At 72.3% G+C, this 24,312-nt stretch carries 21 protein-coding genes and 1 CRISPR repeat array (1 of these 22 running past the window's edge); of the genes, 12 read left to right on the top strand and 9 right to left on the bottom strand.

What is annotated here, in order from left to right; genetic code table 11:
* Positions 1-187: direct repeats of the CRISPR family, unit length 28 nt; unit sequence GGACCAGCCCCGCGTGTGCGGGGACGAC (it extends 86 nt beyond the left edge of the window).
* A 212-nt stretch (positions 188-399) separates the two neighbouring features.
* On the top strand, positions 400-954 hold the full coding sequence (locus tag ACWEPX_RS25895) for an HIT family protein (protein WP_451899841.1): 555 nt from the start codon (positions 400-402) through the stop codon (positions 952-954).
* Here the strand turns inward: ACWEPX_RS25895 and ACWEPX_RS25890 are convergent.
* Positions 951-1,922, bottom strand: coding sequence for an ABC transporter substrate-binding protein (locus tag ACWEPX_RS25890; RefSeq protein ID WP_451899840.1), 972 nt, complete (start codon positions 1,920-1,922; stop codon positions 951-953). The genes ACWEPX_RS25895 and ACWEPX_RS25890 overlap by 4 nt on opposite strands.
* Before the next feature lie 67 nt (positions 1,923-1,989).
* On the opposite strand from ACWEPX_RS25890, the gene ACWEPX_RS25885 reads away from it, so the two are divergent.
* The 3 genes from ACWEPX_RS25885 to ACWEPX_RS25875 are packed head-to-tail and all read left to right on the top strand — an operon-like array spanning position 1,990 to position 4,822.
* On the top strand, positions 1,990-2,997 hold the full coding sequence (locus tag ACWEPX_RS25885) for a FecCD family ABC transporter permease (protein ID WP_451899839.1): 1,008 nt from the start codon (positions 1,990-1,992) through the stop codon (positions 2,995-2,997).
* The gene (locus ACWEPX_RS25880) at positions 2,994-4,040 is read left to right on the top strand and encodes a FecCD family ABC transporter permease (RefSeq protein ID WP_451899838.1); all 1,047 of its coding nucleotides are present in this window, start codon (positions 2,994-2,996) and stop codon (positions 4,038-4,040) included. The genes ACWEPX_RS25885 and ACWEPX_RS25880 overlap by 4 nt, the downstream gene beginning before the upstream one ends.
* Positions 4,037-4,822, top strand: coding sequence for an ABC transporter ATP-binding protein (locus tag ACWEPX_RS25875; protein ID WP_451899837.1), 786 nt, complete (start codon positions 4,037-4,039; stop codon positions 4,820-4,822). The genes ACWEPX_RS25880 and ACWEPX_RS25875 overlap by 4 nt, the downstream gene beginning before the upstream one ends.
* Here the strand turns inward: ACWEPX_RS25875 and thrS are convergent.
* Entirely contained in the window at positions 4,819-6,828 is a 2,010-nt protein-coding gene (gene thrS / locus ACWEPX_RS25870) for a threonine--tRNA ligase (protein ID WP_451899928.1), read from the bottom strand. The genes ACWEPX_RS25875 and thrS overlap by 4 nt on opposite strands.
* Positions 6,829-6,940: 112 nt before the next feature.
* Complete coding sequence (locus ACWEPX_RS25865) at positions 6,941-7,465, bottom strand: DUF305 domain-containing protein (RefSeq protein WP_451899836.1); 525 nt, start codon at positions 7,463-7,465, stop codon at positions 6,941-6,943.
* A gap of 249 nt (positions 7,466-7,714) precedes the next feature.
* Between ACWEPX_RS25865 and ACWEPX_RS25860 the strand changes: the two genes are divergently transcribed.
* On the top strand, positions 7,715-9,139 hold the full coding sequence (locus tag ACWEPX_RS25860) for an LVIVD repeat-containing protein (RefSeq protein ID WP_451899835.1): 1,425 nt from the start codon (positions 7,715-7,717) through the stop codon (positions 9,137-9,139).
* A 44-nt stretch (positions 9,140-9,183) separates the two neighbouring features.
* Here ACWEPX_RS25860 and ACWEPX_RS25855 read toward each other — a convergent pair whose 3' ends face one another.
* Entirely contained in the window at positions 9,184-9,774 is a 591-nt protein-coding gene (locus ACWEPX_RS25855) for a hypothetical protein (RefSeq protein WP_451899834.1), read from the bottom strand.
* 40 nt (positions 9,775-9,814) lie between these two features.
* Between ACWEPX_RS25855 and ACWEPX_RS25850 the strand changes: the two genes are divergently transcribed.
* Together ACWEPX_RS25850 and ACWEPX_RS25845 are read left to right on the top strand one after the other, a co-directional pair.
* Positions 9,815-10,297: an N-acetyltransferase family protein gene (locus ACWEPX_RS25850; protein ID WP_451899833.1), complete on the top strand. Its 483-nt coding sequence runs from the start codon at positions 9,815-9,817 to the stop codon at positions 10,295-10,297.
* Positions 10,298-10,348: 51 nt separating this feature from the next.
* Positions 10,349-10,828: a F0F1 ATP synthase subunit B family protein gene (locus tag ACWEPX_RS25845; protein ID WP_451899832.1), complete on the top strand. Its 480-nt coding sequence runs from the start codon at positions 10,349-10,351 to the stop codon at positions 10,826-10,828.
* A gap of 3 nt (positions 10,829-10,831) precedes the next feature.
* On the opposite strand, the gene ACWEPX_RS25840 is transcribed toward ACWEPX_RS25845, so the two are convergent.
* Entirely contained in the window at positions 10,832-11,224 is a 393-nt protein-coding gene (locus ACWEPX_RS25840) for a helix-turn-helix domain-containing protein (RefSeq protein ID WP_451899831.1), read from the bottom strand.
* 154 nt (positions 11,225-11,378) lie between these two features.
* Between ACWEPX_RS25840 and ACWEPX_RS25835 the strand changes: the two genes are divergently transcribed.
* From ACWEPX_RS25835 to ACWEPX_RS25820, 4 genes are all read left to right on the top strand, one after another.
* Entirely contained in the window at positions 11,379-12,740 is a 1,362-nt protein-coding gene (locus ACWEPX_RS25835; RefSeq protein ID WP_451899830.1) for a hemolysin family protein, read from the top strand.
* Positions 12,737-13,774: a hemolysin family protein gene (locus ACWEPX_RS25830; protein WP_451899829.1), complete on the top strand. Its 1,038-nt coding sequence runs from the start codon at positions 12,737-12,739 to the stop codon at positions 13,772-13,774. The genes ACWEPX_RS25835 and ACWEPX_RS25830 overlap by 4 nt, the downstream gene beginning before the upstream one ends.
* Before the next feature lie 61 nt (positions 13,775-13,835).
* Positions 13,836-14,858: a sporulation protein gene (locus ACWEPX_RS25825; RefSeq protein ID WP_451899828.1), complete on the top strand. Its 1,023-nt coding sequence runs from the start codon at positions 13,836-13,838 to the stop codon at positions 14,856-14,858.
* Between the two features lie 43 nt (positions 14,859-14,901).
* Positions 14,902-15,126 (top strand): hypothetical protein, encoded by a 225-nt coding sequence (locus ACWEPX_RS25820; RefSeq protein WP_451899827.1) that lies wholly within the window; start codon positions 14,902-14,904, stop codon positions 15,124-15,126.
* Between the two features lie 49 nt (positions 15,127-15,175).
* Here the strand turns inward: ACWEPX_RS25820 and ACWEPX_RS25815 are convergent, their stop codons facing one another.
* The 3 genes from ACWEPX_RS25815 to ACWEPX_RS25805 all read right to left on the bottom strand — a co-directional run bounded on the left by ACWEPX_RS25815 (position 15,176) and on the right by ACWEPX_RS25805 (position 21,808).
* Complete coding sequence (locus ACWEPX_RS25815; protein WP_451899826.1) at positions 15,176-16,159, bottom strand: calcium-binding protein; 984 nt, start codon at positions 16,157-16,159, stop codon at positions 15,176-15,178.
* Positions 16,160-16,777: 618 nt separating this feature from the next.
* Complete coding sequence (locus ACWEPX_RS25810; protein WP_451899825.1) at positions 16,778-18,925, bottom strand: putative Ig domain-containing protein; 2,148 nt, start codon at positions 18,923-18,925, stop codon at positions 16,778-16,780.
* A 390-nt stretch (positions 18,926-19,315) separates the two neighbouring features.
* The gene (locus ACWEPX_RS25805; RefSeq protein WP_451899824.1) at positions 19,316-21,808 is read right to left on the bottom strand and encodes an SdrD B-like domain-containing protein; all 2,493 of its coding nucleotides are present in this window, start codon (positions 21,806-21,808) and stop codon (positions 19,316-19,318) included.
* A 122-nt stretch (positions 21,809-21,930) separates the two neighbouring features.
* Between ACWEPX_RS25805 and ACWEPX_RS25800 the strand changes: the two genes are divergently transcribed.
* Positions 21,931-22,710: a hypothetical protein gene (locus ACWEPX_RS25800; RefSeq protein ID WP_451899823.1), complete on the top strand. Its 780-nt coding sequence runs from the start codon at positions 21,931-21,933 to the stop codon at positions 22,708-22,710.
* Here ACWEPX_RS25800 and ACWEPX_RS25795 read toward each other — a convergent pair.
* Positions 22,694-24,004 carry a right-handed parallel beta-helix repeat-containing protein gene (locus ACWEPX_RS25795; protein ID WP_451899822.1) on the bottom strand — a complete coding sequence of 437 codons (1,311 nt, stop codon included), beginning with the start codon at positions 24,002-24,004 and terminating at the stop codon, positions 22,694-22,696. The genes ACWEPX_RS25800 and ACWEPX_RS25795 overlap by 17 nt on opposite strands.
* Positions 24,005-24,312: the final 308 nt, after the last annotated feature.

Here is a 24,312-nt window from a genome sequence, read left to right as displayed (position 1 = left end):
GACTCCTCACCGGCTGCCGCGCCGACTGGACCGTCACGGACCAGCCCCGCGTGTGCGGGGACGACACCAGCTGCATGACGGTGACGCCGATGTAGGGCGGACCAGCCCCGCGTGTGCGGGGACGACGACGTAGCCCTGCACCACGGGGCTCTCCTGGTCGGACCAGCCCCGCGTGTGCGGGGACGACGCTTGCTGACCTGCGACTCTACTGCCCCACTCCGCACTTCTCATTCACTTCGGCAGCCCGAGGGCACCTTGAGCCGCCCCCAAGCGCGGCCGGGAAACCGTGAGCGGACCGCGGGCCGTGTGGTTCGTCGATCGTGCGCTCGGGGGTTCGCGTGCGTGCCGTCCTCCGGTCGGGGGCCGAGTGCGGGCGGGGAGCGCCATTAGGATCGGGGCATGGCCGTGGACCCTGAGCTCGTCGCCCAGGAAGGCGTCGGGATTCCCGACGCCCTGCAGCGGCTGTGGACGCCGCACCGCATGGCCTACATCCGGGGGGAGAACAAGCCCGTCGGCGATGACCGCGAGGGGTGCCCGTTCTGCAAGCTGGTCGACCTCGACGACCCGGACGCGCTGATCGTCGCGCGCGGCAAGCGGGTCTACGTGGTCCTCAACCTCTACCCCTACAACCCCGGCCACCTCATGGTCGTCCCGTTCCGCCACGTCGCCGACTACACCGACCTGACCGCGGAGGAGACCGTCGAGCTGGCCGACCACACGCAGCGGGCGATGCGGGTGGCCCGCAAGGTGTCGGCGCCGCACGGGTTCAACATCGGCATGAACCAGGGCGTCATCGCGGGCGCGGGCATCGCCGCCCACCTGCACCAGCACGTGGTGCCGCGGTGGGGCGGCGATGCCAACTTCATGCCGGTCATCGGCCACACCAAGGTCCTGCCCCAGCTGCTGGGCGAGACCCGGGCCCTGCTGGCCGACGCCTGGACCGCGGTCGACTAGCGGGCCGCGTCCACCCCGTACACCTCGGCGATGTCGTCCAGCACGATGTTCGCCCCGTAGGGGCCCACCGCGCTCATCCAGGTCTTGTCGTCGACCTCGTGGACGGTGCCCTTGAGCTTGCCCCACAGGGGGTTGGCCTCGAACTTCTCCTTGGTCTGGGCGCTCAGGCCAGCCTCGTCGCCGTAGACGGAGATGAAGATGTCGTCGGCGTCCATCAGGCCGATCTGCTCGTCGGAGATCTCGGTGTTGAAGCCGGTGCCGGTCGCGGCCTCGGGCTTGTCGAAGCCGAGGTCGGCCAGGATGACGCCGATGTAGGTGTCGTCCTTGTAGATGCGGGTCGGGCCGTCGACGAACCGGACGACCGAGACCGTCGGGTTGGCGCCCTTCTTGGCGCGCACCGCGTCGCCGATGGCCTTGGCCCGGGTCTCGTAGGCGGCGATCTTCTGCTTGGCCAGGTCCTCCTTGCCCAGCGCCTGGCCGACCAGCTCCAGGTTGGCCTTCCAGCTCCCGCCGGTGGTCTCGGAGAACACCGTGGGCGCGATGGCGGCGAGCTGCTCGTAGAGCTTCTCGTGGCGGACCTTCGCCGACAGGATCAGGTCGGGGTCCAGCTCGACGATCTTCTCCAGGTTGGGCTCGCTGAGCGTCCCGACCGGCACGGCCTTCGGGGCGTACTTGGCCACGTCCGCGCCGAAGTAGTCGGGCAGCTTGTCGTCGCCGCCCGCGAGCGTGGTGAAGCCCACGACCTCGCCCTCCAGGGCGAGGGTGGCGTCCACGAAGGTCATGTCGAGCGCGACGATCCGCAGCGGCCGCTCCGGCAGGTCGGCGGTGCCCATGACGTGGGTCACGGTGCGCGGGAACGCGCCGTCGCCACCGGGCGCCGCGCCGGTCTGCGGGGCCGGGTCGGCGCTGCCGCAGGCCGTGGCGCCGAGGGCGATGGCCAGGGCGGCGACTAGGGAGCGGGCTCTCATGCGGTGCTGTCCTCCAAGGTCAACTACTAAAGGTAGGCTGCCCTAAGCTAACACTCGGAGGAATCGCGTGACCCAGGCCCGGACCCGCCTGCGGCGCCGGGGCCTGGTGGTGGTCGCCGCCACCGTCCTCGGCGTGGCGCTGCTCAGCGTCGCCCTCGGCAGCAAGGCGCTCAGCCTGCCGGAGGTGTGGCACGCCCTGTGGACGCCCACCGGGACCGACGGCGACATCATCGTCCGCTCGCTGCGGCTGCCGCGCACCGCGCTCGCCCTGGTCGCAGGCTGCGCGCTGGGCGTGGCGGGCGCGCTGATGCAGGGCCACACCCGCAACCCGATCGCCGACCCGGTGCTGCTGGGGGTCAGCGCGGGGGCGGGGCTGTTCGTCGCGGGCGGGATCTTCCTGCTGGGCGTGGGCACCCTCTACGGCTACGTCTGGTTCGGCTTCGCGGGAGCGCTGCTGGCCTCGACGCTGGTCTACTTCGTCGGCAACTGCACCCGCGGCGGCGCGACGCCGATCACCCTCGCCCTCGGCGGGGCCGCGGTGCACGCGCTGTTCACCGCCCTCACCGCGGGCATGCTGATCATGGATGAGCAGGCGCTGGAGATGTACCGGTTCTGGACCGTCGGCTCGGTCTCGGGCCGCCCCGCCGAGATCACCGGGCAGATGCTGCCGTTCGTCGCGGCGGGCCTGCTGCTGGCCGCGGCCAACGCGCGCGGGCTGAACTCGCTGTCCCTCGGCGAGGACGTGGCCCGCTCGCTGGGCGTGCGGGTCGGGCTGACCCGGCTGGTCGGCATGGCCTCGATCACCCTGCTCACCGGGGTCGCGGTGGCCGCGTGCGGCCCGATCGGCTTCGTCGGGCTGATGGCCGCCCACATCGCCCGCTCGATCACCGGCCCGGACTACCGCTGGGTGCTGGTCTACTCCGGCCTGGTCGGCATGGCGCTCATGGTCGCCGCGGACGTGCTCGGCAGGCTGGTGGCCAGCCCCGGCGAGCTCCCGGTCGGGATCATGCTGGCGTTCATCGGCGCCCCGGTCTTCATCCACCTCATCCGCCGACGGAAGCCGGTGCGGCTGTGAGAGCGATCCGCATCGGCCCGGTCTCGGCCGTCGTCCGCCCCCGGCACGTGCTGGTGCCCGCCCTCATCCTGGTGGCGCTGGCCGCCGCGGTGGTGGTGAACATCGGCCGCGGCGGCTCGGCCATCGCAGTGGGCGACGTCGTGGAGGTCCTGCTCGGCGGCGGCACCCGCGCGCAGCGGCTCGTCGTGCTGGAGCTGCGGATGCCGCGCGTCGCCGTGGGGGCGATGGTCGGGGCCGCGCTCGGCCTGGCGGGCGCGATCATCCAGGGCATCGGCCGCAACCCGCTGGCCAGCCCGGACATCCTCGGGGTCACCGCGGGCGCCGGGGCGGGCGCGGTCTCGATCATCGTGCTGGCCGGGGAGTACGGCGGCATCAGCGGGCCGCTGGCCGAGGTCGGCGTCCCCGCGGCCGCGATCGCGGGCGCGCTGGTCGCCGCCGTGCTGGTCTACGTCCTCGCCGTGCGCCGCGGGCTGTCCGGCTACCGGGTGCTGCTGGTCGGCGTCGGCATCCAGGCGGTGCTGACCAGCCTCATCTCCTGGCTGCTGGTCAAAGCCTCCATCGTGGACGCCGGGCGGGCCATCGTCTGGCTCAACGGCAGCCTCAACGCGGCCACGTGGGAGAACGCCAAGGCCGTCGGCATCGCGCTGGCCGTGCTGCTGCCCGCCGCGCTGGTGCTGTCGTTCCCCTTCGGCGCGCTGAACTTCGACGACGACACCGCCCGCGGCCTCGGCGTGCGCATCGACGCGACCCGCGCGGTGCTCATCGTGATCGCCGTCCTGCTGACCGCGACGGCGACCGCGGCCGCGGGCCCGATCGCCTTCGTCGCCCTGGCCTGCCCGCAGCTGGCCCTGCGCCTGCTGGGCACCGGGACCCCGCCGCTGCTGGCCTCGGCCCTGATGGGCGCGGCCGTCACCGTGTGGGCCGACGTCCTGGGGCGCACCGCGTTCGGCTCGGTCGAGCTGCCCGTCGGCATCCTCACCGCCGCCCTCGGCGCGCCGTACCTGCTGTTCCTGCTCATCCGCAGCGGAAAGGCCCGCACATGACCGACGTCCGCCTGCGCGCCGAGGGCCTCACCCTCGCCTACGACGACCGCACGGTCGTGCACGGGGTCGACCTGGACATCCCCGGCGGCACGGTGACCGCCGTGATCGGTCCCAACGGCTGCGGCAAGTCGACCCTGCTGCGCGCCCTGGGCAGGCTGCTCAAGCCGGTCGGCGGCCGGGTGCTGCTCGACGGCCGGCCCATCCACGCCCTGCCCACGCGGTTGGTCGCCAACCAGGTCGGCCTGCTCCCCCAGTCGCCCGCCGCCCCCGACGGGCTCACCGTCGCCGACCTCGTCGCGCGCGGCAGGCACCCGCACCAGAGCTGGTACCAGCGCTGGTCGACCGCCGACGAGGCGGCCGTCACCCGGGCCCTGGAGCAGACCGGCGCGGTCGACTTCGCGGATCGCACGCTGGAGGAGCTGTCGGGCGGGCAGCGCCAGCGCGCCTGGATTGCGATGGCCCTGGCCCAGGAGACCGGCATCCTGCTGCTGGACGAGCCGACCACCCACCTCGACCTGGCCCACCAGATCGACGTGCTGGAGCTGGTCCGCGAGCTGCACGACGAGACCGGCCGCACCATCGTGATGGTGCTGCACGAGCTGGCCCTGGCCGCCCGCTACGCCGACCGCCTGGTCGCCATGCGCGACGGCCGGATCGCCGCGGTCGGCGCACCCGACGACGTGCTGACCGAGGACCTGCTGCACGAGGTCTTCGGCCTGCGCGCCCGGGTGCGCCGCGACGAGGAGACCGGCACGCTGCAGGTCATCCCGCTGGGCCGCTAGACGGAGAACGTCTCCGCGTTCGGCGAGGCGTTCTCCCGCCTGGCCACCCACGCCTCGATCGCCGCCACCGCCTGGCCGACCGGCACGCCGTTGATCTGGCTGCCGTCGCGGAAGCGGAACGACACCGCGCCCGCCTCCACGTCCTTGCCGCCCGCGAGCAGCAGGAACGGCACCTTCTGCAGGGTGTGGCTGCGGATCTTCTTCTGCATGCGCTCGTCGGAGGCGTCGACCTCGACCCGCAGGCCGCGGGCCTTGAGCTCCTTGGCCACGCCCATCAGGTGCTCGACGTGCTCGTCGGCCACCGGGATGCCCACCACCTGCACCGGGGCCAGCCAGGCGGGGAACGCCCCGGCGTAGTGCTCGGTCAGCACGCCGAAGAACCGCTCGATCGAGCCGAACAGCGCGCGGTGGATCATCACCGGGCGCTGGCGCGAGCCGTCGGCGGCGGTGTACTCCAGCTCGAACCGCTCCGGCAGCATGAAGTCGACCTGGATGGTCGACATCTGCCAGGTCCGGCCGAGGGCGTCCTTGGCCTGCACGGAGATCTTCGGCCCGTAGAACGCCGCCCCGCCCGGGTCGGGGACCAGTTCGAGGCCGGAGTCCTCGGCGGCCTCGCGCAGCGTGGCGGTCGCCTTCTCCCACGCCTCGTCGGTGCCGATGTACTTCTCGTCGTTGCGGGTCGACAGCTCCAGGTAGAAGTCGGTGAGCCCGTAGTCGCGCAGCAGGCCCAGCACGAACGACAGCAGCGACCGCAGCTCGTCCGGCACCTGCTCGGGGGTGCAGAAGATGTGCGCGTCGTCCTGCGTCATCCCGCGCACGCGGGTCAGGCCGTGGATCACCCCGGACTTCTCGTAGCGGTACACCGAGCCGAACTCGAACATCCGCAGCGGCAGCTCCCGGTACGACCGGCCGCGCGAGCGGAAGATCAGGTCGTGGAACGGGCAGTTCATCGGCTTGAGGTAGTAGTCCTGCCCCGGCTTGCGGACGGTCCCGTCCGCGTTCAGCTCGGCGTCCAGGTGCATCGCCGGGTACATGCCCTCGCGGTACCAGTCCAGGTGCCCGGAGGTCTCGAACAGCGCGCCCTTGGTGATGTGCGGGGAGTAGACGAACTCGTAGCCCTCTTCCTCGTGCCTGCGCCGCGAGTAGTCCTCCATGACCCGCCGGACGATGCCGCCCTTGGGGTGGAAGACGGCCAGGCCGGAGCCGATCTCGTCGGGGAAGCTGAACAGGTCCAGCTCCACGCCCAGCCTGCGGTGGTCGCGCCGCTCGGCCTCGGCCAGCAGCTCCAGGTGCCGGTCCAGGGCCTCCTGCGACTCCCACGCGGTGCCGTAGACGCGCTGCAGCTGCGGGTTCTTCTCGCTGCCGCGCCAGTAGGCCGCGGCCACGCGCATCAGCTTGAACGCCGGGATGTGCTTGGTGGTGGGCACGTGCGGGCCGCGGCACAGGTCGCCCCAGACGCGCTCGCCGGTGCGGGGGTCGAGGTTGTCGTAGATGGTCAGCTCGCCGCCGCCGACCTCCATGACCTCGGCGGTGTCGACATCGCTCTTGATGTCGACCAGCTCCAGCTTGTACGGCTCGTCGGCCAGCTCGGCCTTGGCGGCGTCGACGGACGCCACGACCCGCCGGGAGAAGCGCTGGGCGCCCTTGATGATCTGCTTCATGCGCTTCTCCAGCGCCTGCAGGTCCTCGGGGGTGAACGGGCGGTCGACGTCGAAGTCGTAGTAGAAGCCGTCCTTGACCGGCGGGCCGATGCCCAGCTTGGCCTCGGGGAACAGCTGCTGCACGGCCTGGGCGAGCACGTGGGCGCACGAGTGGCGGATGACCGCGCGGCCGTCCTCGGTGTCGGCGGCGACCGGCTCGACCTCGGTGTCGGCGTCGGGGGTCCACGCGAGGTCGCGCAGGCGACCGCCCGCGTCCCGGACGACGACGACGGCGTCGGGCCCCTTGCCGGGCAGTCCGGCCTCGCGGACGGCGGCGCCCGCGGTAGTCCCCGCGCGCACCACCACGCTGGTGGGGACGGCGGGCGCGGGCTGCGGCTGGGACACGACGGCTCCTGGTCGGATCGGGATGCGCTGACCCGTCGATGCTAGCGAGGCGGCCGCGGCCCACGCGCGGCGGTTATCCCTGCATGGCCCGCATGCGGCGGATCTCGTCGGCCTGCTCGGCGATCACGTCGTCGGCGATCTCCTGCACCCGCACGTCCACCCCCGTGGTCTGCACGGCCAGGGCCATCTCGATGGCGCCCTCGTGGTGGCGGATCATCAGGTCGAGGAAGAGGCGGTCGAACTCCGGCCCCTTGGCCGCCGCCAGCGCCGCCAGCTCCTCGGCGGTCGCCATGCCGGGCATGGCCGGGTGGGCGTGCGCGTCGGCGGGGTTGACCGCGGGCAGGTCGTTGCGGGTCAGCCAGCGGTTGAGCATGCCGATCTCGGGGCCCTGCACGTCGTGGATGCGCGCGGCCAGGCCGCGGACGCGCTCGTCGGCGGCCCGCTCGGGGGCCAGCGCGCTCATCACCACGGCCTGCTGGTGGTGGGCGATCATGCCGCGGACGAAGGCGATGTCGGCCTCGTTGGGCTCGGGGACGTCGACCTCGGCGTCCTGCGGCGACAGCGTCCGGTTGGGCTCACCCGGCAGGCCGGGCTGCACGATCGTATGGTCGACGGGGGGAGGGGGCTGTTCGGAGCAGCCCGCTGCGCCGGAGAGCGCCAGGACGACGATCGTGAGCCAAGCCCGCATATGCCCTCCCAGGTGCGGCGACGCCGCCGACCGTACCCGGTCTGGGGCGTCGGTGGAGAGAAACGTTCAACTGGCAAATGGGACCCGGAAAGTGAGGGTGGTTTGAATAGCTAACGGAAGACGATACTGCGGGCACCTGAACCGAGAGGGGTGTGCAGCGTGTCTTCATCCCGACGTGACCGGCGACGCCGAACTCCAGCCGCGATCCTGGGTGCGACGCTGGTCGCCGCCACGGCCCTGGGGACGACCTCGGCCACGGCCCAGAGCCAGATCCCGGCCCCCGACGAGACCGCCATGAGCGCGAACGTCACCCACGTCGCCAACATCCCGCCCACCGCTCCGCTCGCGGGGGACGGGTCGACCGGCACCGACATCGCCTTCCAGGGCGACCACGCGATCGTCGGCAACTACCTCGGCTTCACGATCTACGACATCAAGAACCCGAAGAAGCCCGCGATCCTGAGCCAGGTCCTGTGCCCCGGCTCGCAGAACGACGTGTCGGTCAACGGCAACATCGTCGTGCTGTCCACCGACTCCCGCCGCAGCGACGCCTCCTGCTCCTCGACCGCCCAGAACGACGGCAGCAAGCCGTACTGGGAGGGCATCAAGGTCTTCGACATCAGCGACAAGCGCAACCCGCGCTACGTCACCGCCGTCGAGACCGCCTGCGGGGCGCACACCCACACGGTCGTGCCGGACAAGCGCGGCCGCGACATCTACGTCTACGTCTCCTCCTACGGGCCCGCGGCGAACATCGCCAAGTGCAGGCCGCCGCACGACTCGATCTCCATCGTGAAGATCCCGCTGCGCGACCCCGCCGCGGCCGCGCTGGTGGCCACGCCGAACCTCTTCCCCGACGGCGGCAACCCGGGCAAGCCGGGCTCCGTCGCCACCGGGTACGTCCGGGAGACCTCGGGCTGCCACGACATCACCGCCTTCCCGACGAAGAACCTCGCCGCGGGCGCGTGCATGGGCGACGGCATCCTGATGGACATCTCCGACCCCGAGCGGCCCCGGGTCATCAACCGCGTGCAGGACGACGAGCACTTCGCGTTCTGGCACTCGGCGACCTTCAACAATGCGGGCACCAAGGTCCTGTTCACCGACGAGCTGGGCGGCGGCGGCGCGGCCACCTGCACCCCGGAGATCGGCCCGACCCGCGGCGCGAACGCCATCTACGACATCACCGGCCGCGGAGACAACCGCGTGATGGAGTTCCGCAGCCTCTACAAGATCGACCGCTACCAGGCCCCGTCGGAGAACTGCGTCGCCCACAACGGCTCGCTGATCCCGGTGCCCGGCCGCGACATCTTCGTCCAGGCCTGGTACATGGGCGGCGTCCAGATCATCGACTTCACCGACTCCACCAACCCCAAGGAAATCGGCTTCTTCGAGCGCGGCCCGGCCGCCAACCCCGACGAGGGCGGCGGCTCCTGGTCGGCGTACTACTACAACGGCTACATCTACTCGTCCGACCTGGGCAAGGGCTTCGACGTCCTCCAGATCAACGACCCGCGCACCAACCCGGCCCGCGGCGTCCGCATGACCGAGCTCAACGTCCAAACCCAGTACCCGTTCCGGTGAAATCTCCCCGAGGCCCCGGTCACCTGACCGGGGCCTCGGTCTGCCTATCGCCAGGTCTGGAAGCTGATCACCACCGCGGGCCCGACCTCGTCGACGCGCACGTCCGCGGTGTTGCCCTTGTCGGTGCGCACGCACAGGACCGCGCCGGGCCGCAGGTCGGTGACGGCGACGGCCGCGACCGCCGCCGCCGTGCGGTCGTCGCAGCCCGCGCCCGCGGGGCGCGAGATCAGCGGGGCGTACCCCGGGGTGTGGATCTTGTCGTCCTCCAGGATGAGGTCGGCCAGCTCGCCGCAGCGGCTGGGCCCGACCCGGATCCTGGTCGGCCCCCAGCCGGGGCAGCCGGTGTCGAGGTCGACCTTGTCGGTGTTGTTGGTCGTCGGATCCGACGAGGGCACCAGCCGGAAGGCCGTCGCGGCCACCACGACGTCGCGCGGCGGGGTCTCGGCGGGTTCCTGCTTGAGCGCCAGCGGCACGGCGATCGCCAGGGCCGCGCCCAGGACCGCGAACCCCACCAGCAACGGCATTCGTGAGCGGTTGTTGTGTTTGATGGCGATGCGATCGGCCTGGTAGATGGTCCCGGAGTTGTCCCCGCCCAACCTCGCGGAGTTCCGGGTCTCCTCGGAGCGGCCCGCCATGCGCCGATCATGCCGGCTGGGCCGCGACTAGGGTTCCCGCATGCAGATCCGCCCCTTGGCGCCCGAGGACCTGCCCACCCTCCTCGACCTGACCTGCCAGGTCTTCGAGCCCTTCTACGAGGACTCCTTCCGCCCGGTCGCGGGCGAGGTCGTCTTCGCCAACCGCCACGGTGACTGGCGCGGGGACTACCGGCGGCTGCTGGCAGGCGCCCACAACCCGGACGAAGGCAGGCACGTCGCCGTCGCCTGGGTGGACGGGCAGGTGGCGGGCTACGTCGGCTGGATCGAGCAGGCCGCCGAGCAGCACGGGGAGATCGAGATCCTGGCCGTCGCCCCGGAGGCCCGGCGCGCGGGCGTCGGGCGGGCGCTGGTCGAGCACGCCGTCGCCGCCTTGAAGTCGGCCGGGGTGGGGGTCGTCTCGATCGGCACCGGGGGCGACGCCTTCCACGCGCCTGCGCGTGCGCTGTACGAATCGCTGGGCTTCACCCCGTTCCCCACCGTCAGCTACACCAAGGAAATCTGAGCGCTGGGATGCGCTAGCGTTGATCACGGCGGGCACGACGGAGGGGGCAGCATGAATATCCACTTCGGACAGAAGGTGGACGAGTACGACCCGGTCCAGCCCGACTTCGCGGAGGTGGCCGTCGGGCTGGTCGCCTTCCTGGTGCTGCTGTTCGTCATCGCCAGGGTGGTCGCGCCGCGGATCGAGAAGCTCTACGCCGAGCGGGCCGCGCGGATCGAGGGCGGGATCGCCGACGCCGAGGCCGTGCGGGCGGAGGCGGAGGCCGCGCTCGCCGCCTACCGGGCCCAGCTGCGCGCCGCCCACGCCGAAGCCGCCGCGATCCGCGACCAGGCCCGCGCCCAGGCCGAGGCCGAGCTGGCCCAGGTGCGCGAACGCGCCCAGGAACAGGTGCGCCAGCGCGTCGCAGAGGGCGAGGCCGAGCTGGCCGCGGACCGGGAGCGGATCGCGGCCGAGCTGCGGCCGGATGTCGAGCGCATGGCCGCTGCCCTGGCCGAGCGCGTCATCGGCGAGCCGCTGACCACGCGCCGGTAGGGCTCAGGGCAGGAACAGGTCGGGCGGGATGTGCAGGGCCAGGTTGATCAGGCCCTGGATGCGGGCGGTGATCGCGGTCAGCAGGCCGTGCGCGGCAGGCGACGCGGTGTCGGTCGCGGCTTGGAGGGCGCGCAGGTCGCTGCTGATGCGGTCCAAGGCGGCGGGCAGCCCGCTGCCGGGGGCGGCGAGCGCGGCGGCGATGTCGTCCAGGGTGACCCCGTGGCCCTCCAACTGCCGGATGACGGCGATCCGGTCGACGTCCAGCGGCCGGTAGAGGCGGTAGCCGCCGCCGCTGCGCTCGGCGGGCGACAGCAGACCCAATCGGGTGTAGTGATCCACCGTCCGCGTGGTCACCCCCGCCTGAGCAGCGAGTTCGCCGATGCGCAACAGGGTCACCGCCGCCTCCTTCCGGACCGGGTTCCGGCAACCATACAGTGCGACGTGCTACTGTCGGATTTATGCAGTTCGGCGACGCGGAAGCGTGCAGTAGCCAGCCGGGTCCGGCCCGGCAACGCAAGTGGCGGCAGCCCCACCCCGCGGTGGCGGCGCCGTGTTGATCGTGTTCGGCCTGGTGGCCATCACGGTGCTCACCGTGGCCACGGGCTATTTCGTCGCCCAGGAGTTCGCCTACCTCGCGGTCGACCGCGGCAAGCTGCGCCAGCACGCCGAGAACGGCGACAAGGCCGCCGAGCGCGCCTACCGGGTGACCGGCCGGCTGTCCTTCATGCTCTCCGGCGCCCAGTTCGGGATCACCGTGACGGCGCTGCTGGCCGGGTACGTCGCCGAGCCGCTGCTCGGCGAGGGCCTGGCCCCGCTGCTGGGCATGGCCGGGCTGCCGGAGGCGGTGTCGCTGTCGGTCTCGGTCGTGCTCGCGCTGGCCTTCGCCACGGTCGTGCAGATGGTCCTGGGCGAGCTGTTCCCGAAGAACCTGGCCATCGCCGAGCCCGAGCGGCTGGCCCGCGCGCTGAGCCGCTCCACGCTGGTCTACCTGGCGGTGGCGGGGCCGCTGATCCGGTTCTTCGACGCCTCGGCCAACCGGCTGCTGCGCGCGGTCGGGATCGAGCCGGTGGAGGAGCTGCCGCAGGGGGTGACCCCGGAGGACCTGCACCGCATCATCGACGACTCCGAGGCGGGCGGGCAGCTCGACCCCGAGCTGTCCCGGCTGCTCGACCGCGGCCTGGACTTCCGGGCGCTGACCGCGGGCCAGGCCATGACCCCGCGGGTGGCCGTGCGCACCCTGCGCGCCGACGACCCGGCCGCCGAGGTGGTGCGGATGATCGACACCGGCCACTCCCGCTTCCCCGTGGTCGGCTCCGACGTCGACGACCTGCTCGGCGTGGTCGGCCTGGCCGAGGTGCTGGGCGTGGAGCCCGAGCAGCGGGAGACCACCCGGGTGCGCGAGATCGCCGCGCCCGCGCTGCTGGTGCCCGAGTCGCTGCCGCTGCCCGCGGTGCTGGAGCGGCTGCGCGCCGAGCGCAGGCAGCTGGCCTGCGTGCTGGACGAGTTCGGCGGCTTCGCCGGGGTGATCTCGCTGGAGGACCTGGCCGAGGAGCTGGTCGGCGAGATCCACGACGAGGACGACACCATCGCGCCCGCCATCGAGCGCGCGGGCGACGGCGCGTGGACCGTGCCCGCCCGCATGCGCATCGATGAGATCGCCGACGCCACCGGCCTCCCGCTGGCCGAGCACGACATGTACGAGACGGTGTCCGGGCTGGTGCTGCACGAGCTGGGCCGGGTCAGCCAGGTCGGCGACACCGTGCGCGTCACCCTGCCCCCGACGCTGGACGAGGAGTCCGATGCGGACCAGCCCCCGCCCACCAGGACCGCGGTGGTCGAGGTGACCGAGGTGCTGCGGCACGTGCCGCTGACGGTGCGCCTGTCCGTCGAGGACGCGCGGGTGACCCGATGAGCATCGGATGGGCGCTGACCGTCTCCCTGGTCCTGCTGGTGGGCAACGCCTTCTTCGTCGCGGCGGAGTTCGCCCTCACCGCGGCCAAGCGCTACCGCCTCGAAGACGACGCCGCCGCGGGCAGCCGCGCGGCGCGGGCGGCCATCGCGGGCATCGACGAGCTGTCGGTGATGCTCGCGGGCGCGCAGCTCGGCATCACCCTGTGCACGCTGGGCCTGGGCGCGCTGGCCAAGCCCGCGGTCGCCGAGCTGACCGACCCGCTGCTGCAGGCCGTCGGCCTGCCGACCGGCCTGAGCTACGGCATCGCGTTCGCCCTGAGCCTGGTCATCGTGGTGTTCCTGCACATGGTGGTCGGCGAGATGGCCCCGAAGTCGTGGGCGATCGCGCACCCGGAGACCTCCGCGCGCATGCTGGCGCTGCCGTTCCGCTGGTTCACAGGCGCCGTCCGGTGGCTGCTGTCGGGGCTCAACCGCGTCGCCAACGGCATGCTGCGCCTGGTCAAGGTCAACCCGCGCGACGCGCTCGCCCACAGCTACGGCGCCGAGGACCTGCGGATGCTGGTGCGCCAGTCCGGCGAGCACGGGACGATCCCCGAGGGCCAGCAGCGGCTGCTGACCCGCATGCTCGCCCTGCAGAACACCACCCTCGCCCAGGTGATGGTGCCGCGCGAGAAGACCGTCACGGTGACCGAGGAGCACACCGCCCGCGAGGTGGAGCGGCTGAGCCTGCTGTCCGGGCGCTCCCGCTTCCCGGTCACCGACCAGGAGGGCCGCATCACCGGCCTCATCCACATCCGCGAGGCCATGCGCGCCGTCGCCGCGGGCACCGACGTCCCGGCCCGGGACCTGATGTCCGACGTGCTCACGCTCCCCGCCGATGAGGGCGTGGCAGGCGCGGTCACCACGATGCGCGCGCACCGCGCCCAGCTGGCCCTCGTCGCCGACGGCGGCGCGGTGGTCGGCATCGCGGCGCTGGAGGACCTGTTAGAGGAGCTCATCGGCGAGTTCGACGACGAGACCGACGCCCGCTCCTGACCCAACCCGCACCCCCGGCGGCCCGCCCGGGCCGTCCCCTACCCCAGTGAGAGGACTCTCCGTGTTCAAGCGAATGCTCTCCGCCTTCGGTGTCGGCGGCCCGACCGTCGACACCGTGCTCGACAGCCCGACGGCGATGCCCGGGCAGACCGTCACCGGGCGGGTCAGCATCCAGGGCGGCAGCGCCGAGGCCGCCATCGACCAGATCGTGCTGTCGCTGGTCACCCGGGCCGAGGCCGAGCACGGCGGCCACGAGGCCCGCGGCGTCGCCGAGTTCCACCGGGTGGTCGTGCAGCAGGGGGTGCGGGTCGCGCCGAACCAGCGCCTGGACATCCCCTTCCAGCTCCCGCTGCCCTGGGAGACCCCGATCACCGCGGTCGGGCCGTCCCAGCTGCCGGGCATGACCGTGGGCGTGCGCACCGAGCTGGTCATCGCCGCCGCCCCCGACAAGGGCGACCTCGACCCGCTGATCATCACCCCGCTGCCGTCGCAGAACCGGGTGCTCGACGCCTTCGGCCAGCTCGGCTTCACCTTCCGCGCCGCCGACGTGGAGGTCGGCCGCATCCACGGCATCCCCCAGCAGCTCGGCTTCTACCAGGAGATCGAGTTCTTCCCGCCCGCCCAGGCCGCGGGGCGGATCAACGAGGTCGAGCTGACCTTCGTCGCCACCCCCGGCGGGCTGTGGGTCGTGCTGGAGGCCGACCGCCGCCGCGGTTTCCTGCAGCCCGGCGGCGACGCCTTCGGCCGCTTCCACGTCTCCCACGCCGAGGCCGAGACCGCCGACTGGCCCGCGCTCATCGGCGGCTGGCTCAACGAGGTCGCCGACCGCGGCCCGGCCTTCGGCGGGGCGAACCCGGCGTTCAACCCCGCCTTCGGCGGCCAGCCCGGCTACGGCCACCCGGGGCAGGCGGGCTACGGCCAGCCCGGCTACGGCCACCACGGCCACCACGGCCACGAGCGCCGCGGCCCCGGCATGGGCGGCGTCATCGCGGGCGCGGCGGCAGGCGCCATCGGCGGCATGATCATCGGCGACATGATCGGCGACGCCTTCGAGGGCGGCGACGAGGACTTCGCCGAGGAGTAACCTCTCCTTCCAAGATCAACTCCCCACCGGAAAGGACGCAGGCATGACCATCTCCGCCGACTTGGCCAAGCAGCTCGACAAGGCCTACGAGGAGCTCCCCCTCCCCGCCCTCCTCGACGCCCCGGTCGCCGCCCTCGCAGGCGTCAGCGAAGGCGACGCCGAGAAGCTCGCCGCCGCCTTCGGCATCAAGACGGTCCGCGACCTCGGCACCAACAAGCACTTCCGCCTCGCCGCCGCCCTCAGCGACCTCGAGGCCCAGTCCCGCTGATCCGAGAGGACCGCTGCGGCAGCCACTGCCGCAGCGGTCCCTCCCGCGGTCAGAGCTCGCAGTTCGCCCGGCTCTCGACCCCGGTGCAGGTGTCCAGGCTCGGCCCGGCGTCGGCGGTGTCGGCGCCGCTGCCGCCGTCAATGGCGTCGATGTTGCCGAGCACGCCCGCGAAGTTCGCGTTGCCGTTCTTGGCGTCGCCGTAGACCACGTCAGCGCCCGGCCCGCCATCGATGTCGTCGCGGTGCCCGGTCGTGACCGCCTTCGCCCCCGAGGTGGAGACCAGGTTCTCGTAATCGCCGTAGATGACGTCGTCGCCGTCGCCGCCGCTGATGGTGTCGTTGGAGGTCTCCACGCTCACCGGCACGCTGCTCCCCAGGGTGGCGGTCTGCGCGTCGCCGTAGATCGTGTCCCCGCCGCCTCCGCCGGAGATGGTGTCGTTGAGGTTGCCGACCAGCACCGACGCGGCGACCCCGCTCCCCGCCCCGGCGGTGATCGTCCGGCTGAAGCCGTAGATGGTGTCCGGGTCGTCCCCGCCGATCAGGGTGTCGTTGAGCCCCACGACTCCCCCGGACACAGCCGTGACCGCGACGTCGAGGAACCCGCCGGAGATGACGTCGGCCCCGGGCCCGCCGTCGACGTGGTCGTTGTCGGCGATGTAGGCCGCCGAAACGGTGATGGTCCCGCTCCCGGAGTTCCCGACCAGCAGGTCGTCCCCCGCCTCCCCGAACACCCGGTCGGACAGGTCCTCCAGCGCGCCGGGGTCCGGCAGCCCGGGGAGGTCGTCCGGGACCACAACGAACTCGCCGTAGACGGTGTCGTCCCCGTCCCCCGCGCAGACGCGGTCATTGCCCGCCATCCCGACGATGACGTCGTCCCCACCCAACCCGACGATCACGTCGTCCTCGTTGGTCCCGGTGATCGTCTCCCCGTCCTCGGTCCCGACGATCGTGGCGACCACCCCGTCGCACAGGGGCACGGCGTAGGCGGCGGGCACAACCGCCATCCCCCACGCCCCCACCGCCGCCAGGCCCACCAACGCACCTACGGAAGCCCGAACCTTCGATTCACGCACAGCAGTCTCCTTCCAGTTCCCCATGCCTCACGCGGAACCGGCCGCACCAACGGAAGAGCTGCACAACTCACGAAGGGGATCGCCCCACCAACCACCCCGTTACCCCCGAACACCCCGCACCCACCCGGACGCGCCCCACCAACCCTGACCCACGAACACGCAACGAGCCCGAGGTTCGCCACCGCCAACCCAAACCAGCACACCCCCGCGTGTGTGGGGACGACAGCGCACCGCGCCCGTTCCAGGTAGAGGGCGGGACCAGCCCCGCGTGCGCGGGGACGACCACCCAGCTCGTCGGCGAGCGGAACCGCAGCGCGGGACCAGCCCCGCGTGCGCGGGGACGACCACCCAGCTCGTCGGCGAGCGGAACCGCAGCGCGGGACCAGCCCCGCGCGCGGGGACGACTCCGGCACCACGTAGTGCAGGACCGGGATGTCGGGACCAGCCCCACGTGCGCGGGGACGACGCTTCCTGACCTGCGACCTCGACCACCCGACCTCATCCAGCAGCACCGGATCGAGCGCTGAGACGGCTGTCGGGCCGCCCTGGGTGGACGGCCCGACAGTGGTCAGTGCCGGATCAGACGCGGGCCCACAGGGCCGGGACGATCGGCGGGGTCCAGCCGGGCTGGGAGGTGTGGGCCTGGAGGCACCGGTAGCGGACGCCTTCGAACGTGACGATGGCGCCGATGGGGTAGGAGACCCACGGGGCCCACGACGTCTCGCCGCTGGAGGGGTCGACTCGCCAGGTGAAGGTGGTCGAGCCGGACGCCCCGGCGGAGTCGGTCGCGGTGGCGGTGACCGTGGAGGTGCCCGCCGCGGTCGGGGTGCCGCTGATCAGGCCGCTGGGGCTGATCGACAGGCCCGCGGGCAGGCCGGTGGCCGCCCAGGTGTACGGCGACGTGCCGCCGGAGGCGGTCAGCTGCAGGTTCACCGCGTTGCCGACGGTGCTGGTCTGGTTGCCCGGGTTGGGCACCGTGACCTCGCCGCCGCCGCCGTTGATCACCCAGTCGAACTGGACGGAGGCGGAGCCGCCGGTCGTGGCCGCCACGGAGACGGTCACCCGGTAGGTGCCGCCGGTGGTCGGGACGCCGCCCACGACGGCGATGTCGCTGCCGTCGCTGGTCAGGCTGAGCCCCGGGGGCAGGCCCTCGGCGGTCCAGGTGTACGGGCCGGTGCCGCCGGTGACGACCAGCTTGACGCCCGCCTCCTGGCCAACGGTGCCGGTCAGCGTGCCCGGGTTGGTGATGGAGACGTCACCGCCGGAGCCCGGCTCGATGGTCCAGCTGAACGTGGCCGAGCCGGAGGCGCCCGCGCTGTCGGTCGCGGTCGCGGTGACCTGGTAGGTGCCCGCGGTGGTCGGCGTGCCGGAGATGCGGCCCGTCGCGGCGGCGATGCTCAGCCCCGGGGGCAGGCCGGTGGCCCGCCAGGTGTAGGGCTGCACCCCGCCCGCCGCGGTGAGCTGCAGGCTCGCGGCGGTGCCGACGGTGCCGGTCTGGCCGCCGGGGTTGGTGACGCTGACGTTGGCGGGGGCGTCCTGCTGGACGAAGATCAGCCGGTTGGGCGAGCCCGAGCCGGGGTTGCTGATCTTGCCCGAGCTGGACCGGTCGATCATCGCCTGGTTGGCCTGCGCGACGGTCGCGTTCGGGTTCGCCGACAGGTACAGCGCGACGACGCCGGCCACGTGCGGCGCCGCCATCGACGTGCCGCTGATGGTGTTGGTCGCCGTGTCGCTGGAGTGCCACGCCGAGGTGATGTCCTGGCCGGGCCCGAAGATGTCGGTGCAGTTGCCGTAGTTGGAGAACGAGGCGCGGGCGTCGGTGTTGGTGCTGGCGTTGACCGTCAGCGCCTCGGTCACCCGGGCGGGCGAGGTGCTGCAGGCGTTGGTGTTGGAGTTGCCCGACGCGATCGAGTACACCACGCCCGAGGTGATGGAGTTGCGCACCGCGGTGTCCATCGCGGCCGAGGCGGTGCCGCCGAGGCTCATGTTGGCGACGGCGGGCTTGACCGCGTTGGCGGTCACCCAGTCCACGGCGCTGACGATGCTCTGGATCGAGCCGCTGCCCTGGCAGTCCAGCGCCTTGACCGCGATCAGCCGCACGCCCTTGGCGACGCCGTAGGACGTGCCGCCGACGGTGCCCGCGACGTGGGTGCCGTGGCCGTGGCAGTCGGTGTTGGCCCCGCCGACGGTGTTGGTGCCCCAGGTCGCCCGGCCGCCGAAGTCCTGGTGGGTGACGCGGATGCCGGTGTCGATGATGTAGGCCCGCACGTTCGACGCGGTGGTCGGGTAGGTGTAGGAGTTGTCGAGCGGCCGGTCGCGCTGGTCGATCCGGTCCAGCCCCCACGACGGGGGGTTCCGCTGGGTGTCGGCGACCCGGACGGTCCGGTTCTGCTCGACGACCGCGACCGCGGGGTCGGCGGCGAGCCTGCGGGCCTGGCGCTCGGTCAGCTGCGCGGCGAAGCCGCGCACCGCGTGCCGCCAGGTGGTGGTGACCGTGCCGCCGTAGCGGTCGACCAGGGTGTCCGCGGTGGGCGCGACGGCTGCCATCGACGTCGCGCCGTCCTTGAAGACGACCAGGTAGCTGCCTGCGATGGCGTCTGGGGCGTTCGCGCCGAGGACGGTGCCCTCGGCCGCGGCCGGTGTGGTCATCGTCAGCGACAGGGTGGTGGCCGCGGCCACGGCGGGGACGGCGATGCGCCGTGCCCAGGCCGCGCGGGACTGTCTCATGGCAGTGTCTCTCCCTCATGGCAAGGGTTCCCCCCGGTGCGGGGTCGCCGACCGGGGAGAGTGCAGGGTTTGTGTGACGTCCGCGCGAACGTTTCTGGCGATCGGGCACTCCGACTGGTCGCAGGAAACCGCGCATTCCGCGCAACCGCTACGGTTTTCCGGGAAGTTGCTCCGATCAGCAGACATGGTATGGACCAATTGTGGGGAGTGCTATTCCCTCGCCGACCGGCCTGCGCGAGTGGACGTCCCGGGCGCGGAAACCCCTGCTGCACCGAGAATCTCGACCGTCTCGCGGTCTGACTGACACACGTCGAGCGTCCATTGAGGACCCAGGAGAAAGGACTGCCCGCCCGCGCCCCTCACGGGCGCGGGCGGGCAGGAGGGCGGGCCTCAGCCCTGCTTGGTGCGGCGCTTGCGGCTCAGGAGCACCAGAGCCGTGCCTGCGGCCACCACCGCGGCCCCGAGGAGGGCTATCCACGGCAGGGCCGACGTGACACCCGTGGACGGCAGCGAGCCGGGGTTCTCGCCCACCGGGATCGTCGTGGACGTCGGCGGCGCCGGTGCCGATGTCGTCGTCGTGGTGGTCGGGGACGGCTCCGGCAGCGGGATGTGCACGCCCGCGTCGATCGTGTGGTCGACCTCGCCGGGGCTGTCCGGCGCGGTGACGGGCGCGTAGCCGTTGCACAGCTCGCCGCGGCTCGGCGGGACCACGTTGGAGTCGTGCACCCGGTCGGTGCCGACCACCGGCAGGGTGAACCGCAGGTCGGTCGCCGGTGGCTGCCGCGGCACCTTGCTGGTGTCCGCGGTGCAGACGTTGAATTGCACCGTGTACTTCGCACCCGGGATCAGCTCGTAGGCCGCGCCGACCCCGCCGAAGTAGTACTCGCCCGCCGCGTCGGTCTTGGTCGTGGCGACCACCGCGCCGGTCTCGTCCAGCAGGTTGATCGTCGCGTCCGGCAGCCGCACGTCGCCCGGGTCCTGGATGCCGTTGCGGTCCCCGTCGAACCACACCAGGTTGCCGATCTGGATCGGCGCGTTCGCCGCCTGGTAGGCGATGGCGCCGAGGCCGCCGGACTTGCCGAACCCGTTGGAGGGGTTGCGCCCGACGAACTCGTAGGCGTTCGCCTTGGGGTTGTGGCCCGGGCCTTCGCCGGTCCCGACGTGGTAGTAGCCGGTGCCACCGGTGGCGACGTGGATCGTCGGGTCCATCTGCGTGCTGACGACCCAGTCCAGCTGCGGGATGAAGGCGACCGACCCCTGCGCGGTCTCCTGGTGCGGCCCGCGGGTGGTCGGTCCGCCCGGGGCGAAGTAGTCGCCCGGGAAGTACTCGGCCACGCTGGGGCTCTGCTGGCCGTCGTTGAGCTCGGTGGTGTGGTCGGGGCAGCCGCCGGTGCCCTCCCACGAGTACCCGCCTTCCGGGTTGGCGCAGGCCATGACGATGTCGCCGCCGGAGAAGCCGTTCTCCGGGGCGTTGTCCCCCGGGCGCGGGTCCAGCCCGCCCCAGCCCACCACGTCCATGAACCGGTCGCGGAAGCCGATGACCATCGATCCGTCCCGGGTGAAGGCCAGGCTGGCGACCTGCGGCTGCGGGTCGATCAGCGCGCCCGCGCCGTTGACGTCGTGCTTGTCCCAGGACGCCAGCGCGGTGTTCCACGGGTTCCAGCCGTTGGTCTGGCCGGGGACGCTGATCCCGGTCAGCACCTCGCCGCGCTCCATCGTCAGCGGCTGGGTCAGCACCGGGGTGAACCGCGCGCCGTCCTGGACCAGGACGACGGCTTTGAGGTCCGAGCGGTTCTGCGTGCTCTCCGCGCTGCACACGCCGCCGACGTACAGCTTGGCGTCGTGCGCGGTGACCGAGAACGGCCGCCAGTCCGCCGCCGCGGAGCAGCCCGGGTTCGGGATCGGCACGGTGGCCTTCGGCGCCGCCGCGGTGGCCCCGGTGGCGTCGAAGCTCACCAGGCTCCGGCTCCGCAGGTTCACCGCGTAGAGCGTCGTGCCGTCCTCCGACAGCGCGAGGCCGCCGATGCTCTCCTTGCCCGGCGCGTCGGTGAACCCCGGGTCCTTGATGATGTTGGCGGTGTCGTGCGGCGTGACCGCGGCGCCGGGGACCGTGGCGAACAGGGTCGGCGCGGCGCTGCCGTCGGCGGGCACGGTGTAGATCGCGTTCCCGCCCTCGGGGCCGTACCGCGTCAGCCGCCGGGCGAACGCGCTCTGGAACAGCCTGCCCCGGTCCTTGTCGTACGCCAGCCCGAACGTGGTGCCCACCTGGGCCTGCGTGGCGAGCGTGGTCGGGCAGCCGACCTCCTCCGGGCACGTGCCGCGGGTCTGCACGCCGAAGGCGACCAGCGCGCGGGTCTCGGTCCCGTTGCCCCCGCTCTGGATCGGCACGAAGTAGCGGCTGTCCGGCAGGGCGTAGTGGACGGGGTTCCACACCGCGGTGATCACCGAGTCGTCCGAGCCGTCGGAGACGTCCACGAAGGTGGTGAAGCTGTCGAAGTGGTTCTCCGCCGTCGACGCGGGCGCGGCCTGGAGGTAGTCGCGGTAGGGCGCGGGGATGGTGACGTCGACGCGGTAGTGGCCGCCGACGAGCACGTCCGACGGGGGCACCACGACCTTCCCGGTCGCGTCGGTGACGCCGCTGACCCGGTGGCCCTGCGGATCGGTCACGTCGACGCGCATGCCCTCCTGGGGCACGTCCATCGTGGAGTTGATCACGCCGGTGCCGAAGAAGTCCCGCAGCACCTGGACGGTCAGCGTCCCGTCCGTCGTCGACGCGGCGGCCTGCCCGGTCACCGCGCCGGTGATCCCGCTGGCTGCCAGCAGCAGCGCGGCCATCCCCACGCGCAGGGGTCTGCCCCCGCGCGTCCGGGTTCTCCGACTCATCGCCCATCCCCTCGCGGAAGTCGTGGTGGACTGCCACAGCCAACCAGAACGCCGTCCGATAAGCGGCCGCGTTTCGGGTGAATCATGCGGGTGAATTGGTGGAGCTGTTAGCATCCGAACGTGTGCGCACCTTGCGATCCGAGCGACGCCATCCGCTGCCGCGGCCCGCACGTCCACACTGGTTGATCGCCATCGGCGTCGTGATCGCCGTCGTGATCGGCGTGGTCGCATTCCTCATCGCCACGGCAGAACCGCAGGTCAGCGGCCCGCGCGCGCTCACAGCCGACGAGGCGAACCGGTTGGCGATCACCCGCTTCCGCAACTTCGAGGCAGGCGGGCGCGCGGTGTCGATCACCGTGCCGACCACCGCGGGCGGGCTGGCGATCAGGGGTTCTGTCGATTTTCGAGCGGGGCTCGGTTATGGCGTGGTGCGCGGAATCGGGCGCGACGCATCCAGCAATGGGTTGATCCAGTGGACAAGCAATTATGTGTTCGTTCACCCGTTGGATGACATTCCGGCGGAAGCACCGCACGCGCCGCCCGCGACCGGGTGGCACCAGCGCCCGCTGCAGAAGGCGGGCAGCACGCTCGACAGCGCCCTGCTCATCGCGCTCAGCCTCGGCAGCGACCGGCCCGACAACGCCGCGCTGCTGCCGCAGAACGGCGCCGAGTGGGTCGGCCGGGACCAGATCGGCGACCAGGAGGTCGACATCATGAGCGGCCCGGCGGCGCGCGGCAGGCCGGGCACCGCGGGCAACGTCCGCTACTGGGTCGACGCGAACGGCGCGATGCACCGGGTGCAGGCCGATGTGGCCTCCGAGCCGCAGCCGGTCGTCATCGAGTTCGACACCCAGGCCTACGTCCCGGTGCAGCCCGCGCCCGGCGTCACGCCGTCGGATTAGCCCGCACCAGGGCGAGTTCGGCGAGCAGGTCCAGCGGCGGCAGCGGGATCGCCGCGACGTCCGGCAGCGCGGGGGTGGCGGGCACCGCGGTCGCGCCCGCTGCTGCCGGGAGCTGCGGCTGCGCGACGGGCTCGGCCACGGCGGAGAACGGGATGCCGCGCGGCGGTTGCGGGCTCGACCACGTTCCGGACGGGGTGGGCAGGTCCGCGGCCGGGCACGCCGCGGCCGTGGCCAGGTTTGCGGGCGCGCTCGTGGTGAAGTCGTTGTCCTGCAAGCAGTTGCCCCGGCCGCGGGTGGCGGTCGGGAATGTCCACCCGATGTCGACGCCGTTGCCGGTGAAGGCATTGCCCGCGATCCGGTTGCCGTTGGGCGGGATGTCGGCGGTCGCGGTGATCACCAGCCCGGCGGCCGCGTTGCCCGCGACCCGGTTGCGGACGACCTCGTTCGCGCTGCCGCCGTCGATGCCGATCCCGATGCCCCACCCGCCGTCGGCCTGCTCCGGCGTCGCATCCTGCTGGTTGGCGGCGACGAGGTTGCCCACGACGTGGGCGTCCTCCTGCGGGAGCAGCTTCTCCTGGTGGTCGGAGTTCATCGTCAACCCGACCCGGTTCCCGACGAGCCGGTTGCCGACGACGTACATGTCCCCGCTGGCGTTCGTGCCCTCGTACCCGACCGCGTTCAACTCGGCGACATTGCCCCGCACCACGATCCGACACGGCTTGCACTGCCCGACGTAGATCCCGGAGTCTGCCGAGCCGGATGCGTAGGAGTGCTCGATGACGCCGTCCTGGGCGGAGAAGGCGTAGATGCCGTAGAGCCCGTTGCGGGTGGCGGTCACGTGGGAGACGAGGAACGACTTCAGGAAGGTGACCGGCTCGTCGCCGGTGTCGTACCCGCCCTCGCCGGGGGTCCCGCTCGCGGCCGCCGCGGAACCCGTGACCAGCACACCGTTCTGCGTGTTGTTCCGCACGGTCAGGTTCTCCACGGCCACCCCGGGCGCAGTCACCACGATCCCGTTGGGCTGCCGCAACTGCCCATCGATCACGACCCCGTCCCGCGACTCCCCCCGAAGGGTGACCTGAGCCTTGTCCACCTTGACCGACTCGTGGTAGACCCCGGGCGCGACAAGCACCAGATCACCCGGCTGGGCGAGTGACACCCCAGCCGAGATGGTGGGCGCGTCCGCAGGCACCCGAATCGTCACCCGCTCCCCGTCCGGCCGCACCCCTTCCTCCGCAGCCGCACCACACCCCGCCAACACCAACGCAACCGCGACCACCCCGGCACGAACCATGCCCCCCAGTCTGACATGGAAAGCAGATTCCCTTGCAGCAGGGTGATTCGCGCACCGTAGGTCCGCTCTCCCCCGCCGTCAGCCTGCAACCACTCCGGTCACGTGGACTCGCCCGCAACCACTAGCGGAATCACCCGCCACAGGACCAGTCCCGCCCGCCACCAGCCTGCAAACTCGCCCGCCACACGGCCTCCCCCGCTACCACCAGCGGAATCACCCGCCACAGGACCAGTCCCGCCCGCCACCAGCCTGCAAACTCGCCCGCCACACGGCCTCCCCCGCTACCACCAGCGGAATCACCCGCCACA

It is taken from the genome of Actinokineospora sp. NPDC004072, assembly GCF_053604195.1.
This window is presented reverse-complemented; position numbering and strand designations above follow the sequence as displayed.